Below are 7125 nucleotides of genomic sequence, written 5' to 3'. Positions count from 1 at the left end.
GCTCGAAAAAACTTACGTCAAGGGTTAAATCAGGCCTATTCCAAATTAAGCGTAATTCGCCCAAAAGCCTTCTTCCCGGCCTGGCAAACATGGGTCGCGCCAACCTTGAACACGAATGCGCGATCCACAACCTCACCATCTATACGCACGCCACCGGATGCCAGAAGATCCCGAGCAACCGCGGAGTTCTTGACCAAGCCTGCTTTATTAAGGACCGCCGCGATTGGCATGTCGTCAGTGGCCGCAAGACTGATCTCTGGCAAGTCATCAGGCAGGTCGCCGTCTTTCATGCGGTTGCCCGCCGAACGATGCGCAGTTGCCGCTGCCTCTTCGCCATGGAATCGGGCAACGATCTCTTCAGCCAGCTTGATTTTGATATCTCGCGGATTCGCGCCCGCAGCGACATCAGCCTTGAAGCCATTGATCTCCTCCATAGAGAGGAAGCTCAGCAACTCGAAGTAGCGCCACATCAAGGCATCAGGGATTGAAACCAGCTTGCCGTACATAATGCCCGGCGCTTCCTGAATCCCTACATAGTTACCCAGGGATTTGGACATCTTCTTCACGCCATCCAGACCTTCTAATAAAGGCATGGTGAGAATGCACTGAGCTTCTTGCCCATAGGCGCGCTGCAGTTCGCGCCCCATCAGAAGGTTGAACTTCTGATCGGTACCGCCCAGTTCGACATCGGCACGCAACGCGACTGAATCGTAGCCCTGCACCAATGGGTACATGAATTCATGAATGGCGATCGGCTGATTGGTCGAGTAGCGCTTATGAAAGTCATCGCGCTCCAGCATCCGCGCCACTGTGTATTGTGACGACAGGCGAATAAAGTCAGCCGAACTCATTTGATCCATCCAGGTGGAGTTGAACGCCACCTCGGTCTTGGCCGGATCAAGAATCTTGAAAACCTGGGTTTTATAGGTCTCCGCGTTAGCCAGAACCTGTTCGCGCGTCAGCGGAGGCCGCGTCGCACTTTTACCACTAGGATCGCCAATCATGCCGGTGAAGTCGCCAATCAGGAAAATGACCTGATGACCAAGCTCCTGAAACTGACGCAGCTTATTAATAAGCACGGTATGACCCAAGTGCAGATCCGGGGCCGTAGGGTCAAACCCGGCCTTGATACGCAATGGCTGACCACGCTTAAGCTTTTCGACCAATTCGGACTCGACCAGGAGTTCATCCGCACCGCGCTTGATCAGCGCTAGCTGCTCTTCAACCGACTTCATAACAGCCCCGTAATGGCTCATCTAAATGGGACCCAACCATACAAGATCAGGGCCCGATTACAAGTTTTTGCCCCGCACTCTCCGCCGAATCAGAGACTGATGCGTTCGTAGGGTTGCTTCGAGCATGATTTGGTTATATTTTATACAGTTATTTCTTCATCATCATGTCATTCATCTTTTCCAATTCATCTTTTCAAAGTCAAATTACCTATGATCGACACACCGCCCAAGGCGCCTCCGCTTTATCCGAAGAGCCACCTGCTCGCTGCAAGCGGCATCGCCGCCCTGCTGAGCCTGGCGCTTCTGGTCTTCCCGTCCAGCGACGTTGAAGCCAAAAAAACCACCCTGAACCTTGATCTGGAAAGACCTGCAGATCAACTGACACAAGAACAAGACGCTTCAGAACCGATTCAGGCCACACCCGACGTCACTGCATCGCCATTTGCGCAGATCGAAAGTGGCGCTGACGACACTCAGGAAACGGCCACTGCACAACCTGTGAAGGCAGAGCCTGCCCCCACAATTGTTGCCAAGAACCCGACTCACAAAGAAGTTGTCGTCTCCAGGGGCGACACCTTATCGACCCTGTTTGAGAAAGTAGGTCTTCCTGCTGCAGCCGTGCATGAAGTACTGGCCAGCGACAAACAAGCCAAGCAATTCAGCCAGCTTAAGCACGGGCAGATTCTACAGTTCGAGCTATCCCCTCAAGGTCAGCTCAAACAACTGCACAGCAAGGTCAGCGACCTGGAAAGCATCAGCTTGTCCAAGTCCGACAAAGGCTATGCATTCAGCCGGGAAATCACCAAGCCGAACATACGCACTGCGTATGTTCATGGGGTTATCAACAGCTCGCTTTCCCAATCGGCTCAACGCGCAGGCCTGTCCCACAGTATGACCATGGACATGGCCAGTGTTTTTGGCTACGACATCGACTTCGCTCAGGATATTCGCCAGGGCGACGAGTTCGATGTGATCTACGAACAGAAAGTCATCAACGGTAAAACCATCAGCACCGGCAACATCCTGTCAGCGCGCTTTACCAACCGAGGCAAAACGTACACTGCCGTTCGCTACACCAACAAGCAAGGCAACAGCAGCTACTACACTGCTGACGGCAACAGCATGCGCAAGGCCTTCATCCGCACCCCGGTAGACTTTGCCCGCATCAGCTCGATGTTCTCCATGGGCCGCAAACACCCGATTCTGAATAAGATCCGCGCCCACAAAGGCGTCGATTACGCAGCGCCTCGCGGCACACCGATCAAAGCAACCGGTGATGGCAAGGTTCTATTGGCGGGTCGTCGTGGCGGCTACGGCAACACCGTAGTCATTAAGCATGGCAACACCTACCAAACCCTGTACGGGCATATGCAGGGTTTTGCCAAAGGCATACAAACCGGCAGCAATGTGAGGCAAGGCCAGGTCATCGGCTATATCGGCACAACCGGACTCTCGACCGGACCGCACTTGCACTATGAGTTCCAGGTCAATGGTGTCCATGTCGACCCACTGGGCCAGAAATTGCCAATGGCCGATCCAATCGCCAAAGCTGAAAAACAGCGTTTCATGCAACAAAGCCAGCCGCTAATGGCCCGCATGGACCAAGAGAAATCCACCCTGCTCGCTTCGAACAAGCGCTAAGCCATGGCCTTCTATATAGGTGTGATGTCCGGGACCAGTCTTGACGGGCTGGATATCGCCCTGATTGAACAGGACGACCGACCAAAACTGCTGGCGACCCACTACATACCGATGCCGGATGATCTGCGCGCCGAGCTTCTGGGTTTATGCGCCAGTGGCAACGATGAGCTTGCCCGGGCCGCTATCACCGAGCAGAAGTGGGTGCGTCTTGCCGCACAGGGTGTTCTGGCGCTGTTGAGCCAAGAGCAATTGTCTGCGGGCGAGATACGCGCCATCGGCAGTCATGGACAAACTATTCGTCATGAGCCCGCGCGCGGCTTCACCCTCCAGATTGGCAACCCCGCACTGCTCGCAGAGCTGACAGAGATCACCGTCGTCAGCGATTTCCGTCGCAGAGACGTAGCCGCAGGCGGGCAAGGTGCACCGCTGGTGCCAGCGTTTCATGAAGCCCTTTTCGACAATCCGCTTGGCGCGCCACAAAATCATCGTGCAGTTCTTAATATAGGTGGCTTCAGCAACCTGAGCCTGCTGGAAGCCGACAAGCCCGTGTCCGGTTTCGACTGCGGACCAGGAAATGTCTTGCTTGATGCCTGGATACAAACACAACGCAGCCTCAGCTTTGACCGCGACGGCGCTTGGGCGGCGAGCGGCAAGATTGAGCCAGCGCTGCTGAAATCGCTACTCAGTGATCCGTTTTTCCTGACCCAAGGCCCTAAAAGTACAGGCCGCGACGTCTTCAATCCTGGCTGGCTTCAGCATCATCTGTTCCAACTGCCAATGTTCGCCCCTGAAGACATTCAGGCAACCTTGCTTGAGCTGACTGCGCTGACCATTACCCAGTCGCTGCAAACTGCACAAACGCAAACTGATGAGCTGTTGGTCTGTGGTGGCGGCGCGCACAACTTGGCGCTGATGGCGAGGCTGACCGCGTTGCTGCCTGATACCAAGGTCAGCAGTACAGCGGCTTATGGCGTAGACCCTGACTGGGTCGAAGCGATGGCTTTCGCCTGGTTGGCGCACTGCTGCCTTGAAGGCGTACCCGCCAACCGACCTAGCGTCACCGGTGCTCGCGGCCTGCGCGTGCTAGGCGCCATCTACCCGGCATGACGCACACAGCAAAACGCCGCACATAAGCGCGGCGTTCTCTGACCAGCAAGCCAAATCAGACCGAGAATGACGAGCCGCAGCCACATGTGGTGGACGCATTCGGGTTCTTGATCACAAAGCGCGATCCTTCCAGCCCTTCCTGATAATCCACTTCTGCACCTGCCAGGTACTGGAAGCTCATCGGGTCGACAACCAGGCTGACACCCTCACGCTCGACGATGGTGTCGTCATCCGCCACGTCTTCATCGAAAGTGAAGCCGTACTGAAAACCTGAACAGCCGCCACCTGTCACAAATACGCGCAGTTTCAGGCGATCATTGCCCTCTTCATCGACCAGAGTCTTCACCTTGTGCGCTGCACCGTGAGTGAATACCAATGCCGTAGGGGTGAAGGTTTCGACGCTCATGCTGAATATCTCCCGGCGCTATATGCCGTCATAATGCGTAATGACTGGCATTATCCGCTTGACCTAGTAAATTGGTCAACTAATCAAGGCAGCATACCGGCATGGGAAAGGCCCAAACGCTCGTCCAGACCGAACAGAATATTCATATTCTGTACCGCTTGGCCTGATGCGCCCTTGACCAGATTGTCGATGACCGACAACACCACCACAAGATCGCCGCCTTGCGGACGATGCACGGCAATTCGACAAACGTTAGCGCCACGTACACTACGTGTTTCCGGATGGCTGCCAGCTGGCATCACATCGACGAACGGCTCATCGGCATAGCGTTTTTCGAAGAGCTCCTGCAAATCCACGGACTTATCCAGCACCGTGGCGTAGAGCGTCGAGTGAATGCCCCGAATCATCGGCGTCAGGTGTGGAACGAAGGTCAAGCCGACATCTCCGCCTGAGGCACGCCGCAGACCCTGCCTGATTTCAGGCAGGTGACGATGGCCTTTGACCGCGTACGCCTTAAAGCTTTCGCTGGTTTCAGAGTACAGCGAGCCGACACTGGCACCGCGCCCTGCACCACTGACGCCTGATTTACAGTCGGCGATCAACCGAGAGGTGTCAGCCAGGCCAGCTTCGAGCAACGGCAGAAAGCCCAGCTGTGTCGCGGTAGGGTAGCAACCGGGCACGGCAATCAGGCGCGCTTGCTTGATCTGCTCGCGATTGACCTCGGGCAGCCCGTAGACCGCCTCCTTAAGCAATTCAGGTGCGCCGTGCGGCTGACCGTACCATTTAGCCCACTCGTCTGCGTCCTGCAGGCGGAAGTCTGCCGACAAGTCGATGACCTTGGTCCCGGCGTTCAACAGTTCGCCTGCCAACGCATGAGCAACACCATGCGGGGTGGCAAAGAACACCACATCGCAGGCACCCAGTGCTGCGATGTCTGGCACGCTGAAAGCCAGGCCATCGTAATGGCCTCGCAGGTTAGGGTACATATCGGCCACGGCCAGCCCTGCTTCGGAGCGAGAAGTGATGACCACCACCTCGGCTTGCGGATGCTGTGCCAACAGACGCAGCAGCTCGACCCCGGTGTAACCCGTGCCGCCGACGATACCGACCTTGACCATAAATCTGCCCCTTCAACGAACCTAGTGGAAAACCATTGATAATATGGGCGTATGGCCTGAGGAACAACCGCGAACGTGACGTATGGCGGGTCATACCACTACTATTTGGCCACCGTGAACTTGGGAATAACCAAAAATGCTTTTTCTATGGCTCAAAGCCCTCCACATCGTCTCGATGGTCTGCTGGTTTGCAGGTCTGTTTTATCTGCCGAGACTGTTCGTTTATCACTCAATGAGCGAGGACGTCGCGAGCCGGGAACGTTTCTGCATCATGGAGCGCAAGTTGTACCGAGGCATCATGGGGCCCGCAATGATTGCCACACTGGCGTTCGGGATCTGGCTGATCAGCCTCAACCCCAGCGGTTATTTCAGCCAGGCCTGGATGCACGCCAAGCTGACGTTGGTGGTTCTGCTAATTGGCTATCACCATGTCTGCGGCGCGCAAGTCAAACGCTTCGCGCGTGGCGAGAAGGGTCGCAGCCACGTCTACTATCGCTGGTTCAATGAAATTCCTGTATTGATCTTGCTGGCTATCGTCATTTTGGTTGTGGTCAAACCGTTCTAATCAATAGCTGAATGCGTGGAGTAATGCTCATGTCACTGCCCGCCTTGCTTGAACAGTCCTTGCGTCTGCCCCTCGTGGCCGCACCGATGTTTCTGATCTCCAATCCGCAATTGGTTCTGGCGTGCTGCCGCAATGGAGTGGTCGGGAGTTTTCCGGCACTTAACCAGCGCGAGAGCAGTGGTTTCAAAGCCTGGCTAGAGGAAATCGAAGTCGGGCTGGCAGCGCTTGTGAATCCGGCGCCCTACGCAGTCAACCTGATAGTGCACAACAGCAACCCACGTTTGCAGGCTGATCTGGCCATCTGCATCGAGCATAAAGTACCCATCGTGATCACCAGCCTCGGCGCCGTTAAGGAGCTGGTCGATGCGGTGCATGATTACGGTGGTTTGGTGTTTCATGACGTGACCACTCGCCGCCATGCGGAAAAAGCAGCAGAAGCCGGCGTAGACGGTCTGATCGCCGTCGCGGCTGGCGCCGGGGGGCATGCCGGAACCTGGAGTCCTTTTTCGCTAATTGCCGAGATCCGCCAGTTCTTCGATAAAACCTTGTTGCTGGCGGGCTGTTTAAACCACGGTCACGAGATTCTTGCCGCGCAGTTGCTTGGCGCGGACCTGGCCTACTTCGGTACACGCTTTATCGCAACCCGTGAGAGCCATGCCCCGGAGGCTTACAAAGAGATGCTGCTGACCTCCAAAGCCGCCGATATCGTCCATACCGCTGCGGTCTCCGGCGTGCCTGCCAGCTTCATGCGCAAAAGTCTGGAGAATGCAGGTTTTGACCTCGCGGCTCTGCAAGGCAAGGGTGAAGTCGACTTCGGCTCGAAGCTCAAACCCATCAGCGATGAAGCAAAAGCCTGGAAAACCGTATGGTCCGCTGGGCAAGGCGTTGGTGATATTGACGATATGCCCAGCGTCGACGAACTGATTGCGCGCCTGGATGCTGAATACCGTAAGGCGCAAACACGCTCAGCAGACCTGGCCAGACGCTGGCCGCACTGATTGCCCGCCAGCGGCCGCCTTTTCGGCCATTTTCAGGCTCAGCTGCGTTAGCCAT

At 55.9% G+C, this 7125-nt stretch carries 7 protein-coding genes; 4 read left to right on the top strand and 3 right to left on the bottom strand.

The window, feature by feature from the left end; translation table 11 throughout:
- Positions 1-35 precede the first annotated feature (35 nt).
- Complete coding sequence (gene tyrS, locus ACVBEG_RS26705) at positions 36-1235, bottom strand: tyrosine--tRNA ligase (RefSeq protein WP_322182406.1); 1200 nt, start codon at positions 1233-1235, stop codon at positions 36-38.
- 210 nt (positions 1236-1445) lie between these two features.
- Between tyrS and ACVBEG_RS26700 the strand changes: the two genes are divergently transcribed.
- Together ACVBEG_RS26700 and ACVBEG_RS26695 are read left to right on the top strand one after the other, a co-directional pair.
- On the top strand, positions 1446-2876 hold the full coding sequence (locus tag ACVBEG_RS26700; RefSeq protein ID WP_322182408.1) for a peptidoglycan DD-metalloendopeptidase family protein: 1431 nt from the start codon (positions 1446-1448) through the stop codon (positions 2874-2876).
- A 3-nt stretch (positions 2877-2879) separates the two neighbouring features.
- Positions 2880-3983 (top strand): anhydro-N-acetylmuramic acid kinase, encoded by a 1104-nt coding sequence (locus ACVBEG_RS26695; protein ID WP_322182410.1) that lies wholly within the window; start codon positions 2880-2882, stop codon positions 3981-3983.
- Positions 3984-4038: 55 nt separating this feature from the next.
- Here ACVBEG_RS26695 and erpA read toward each other — a convergent pair whose 3' ends face one another.
- A complete protein-coding gene (erpA, locus tag ACVBEG_RS26690; protein ID WP_219064335.1) occupies positions 4039-4389 on the bottom strand; it encodes an iron-sulfur cluster insertion protein ErpA in 351 nt (116 codons plus the stop codon).
- A gap of 83 nt (positions 4390-4472) precedes the next feature.
- Positions 4473-5507, bottom strand: coding sequence for an N-acetyl-gamma-glutamyl-phosphate reductase (gene argC / locus ACVBEG_RS26685; protein ID WP_322182412.1), 1035 nt, complete (start codon positions 5505-5507; stop codon positions 4473-4475).
- Positions 5508-5643: 136 nt separating this feature from the next.
- Between argC and hemJ the strand changes: the two genes are divergently transcribed.
- The gene (gene hemJ, locus ACVBEG_RS26680) at positions 5644-6072 is read left to right on the top strand and encodes a protoporphyrinogen oxidase HemJ (protein ID WP_322182414.1); all 429 of its coding nucleotides are present in this window, start codon (positions 5644-5646) and stop codon (positions 6070-6072) included.
- A gap of 29 nt (positions 6073-6101) precedes the next feature.
- Positions 6102-7070: an NAD(P)H-dependent flavin oxidoreductase gene (locus ACVBEG_RS26675; protein WP_322182416.1), complete on the top strand. Its 969-nt coding sequence runs from the start codon at positions 6102-6104 to the stop codon at positions 7068-7070.
- The last annotated feature ends 55 nt before the right edge of the window (positions 7071-7125 follow it).

The sequence above is a fragment of the Pseudomonas sp. GG8 genome (genome assembly GCF_052976945.1).
Note: the sequence above shows the minus strand (reverse complement) of the source record. Positions and strands in the feature narration are given on the sequence as shown.

Coding starts and splice junctions, on each gene's coding strand:
- ACVBEG_RS26675 (WP_322182416.1), top strand. CDS start 6,102: ATGTCACTGCCCGCCTTGCTTGAACAGTCCTTGCGTCTGCCCCTCGTG.
- erpA (WP_219064335.1), bottom strand. CDS start 4,389: ATGAGCGTCGAAACCTTCACCCCTACGGCATTGGTATTCACTCACGGT.
- argC (WP_322182412.1), bottom strand. CDS start 5,507: ATGGTCAAGGTCGGTATCGTCGGCGGCACGGGTTACACCGGGGTCGAG.
- hemJ (WP_322182414.1), top strand. CDS start 5,644: ATGCTTTTTCTATGGCTCAAAGCCCTCCACATCGTCTCGATGGTCTGC.
- ACVBEG_RS26700 (WP_322182408.1), top strand. CDS start 1,446: ATGATCGACACACCGCCCAAGGCGCCTCCGCTTTATCCGAAGAGCCAC.
- tyrS (WP_322182406.1), bottom strand. CDS start 1,235: ATGAAGTCGGTTGAAGAGCAGCTAGCGCTGATCAAGCGCGGTGCGGAT.
- ACVBEG_RS26695 (WP_322182410.1), top strand. CDS start 2,880: ATGGCCTTCTATATAGGTGTGATGTCCGGGACCAGTCTTGACGGGCTG.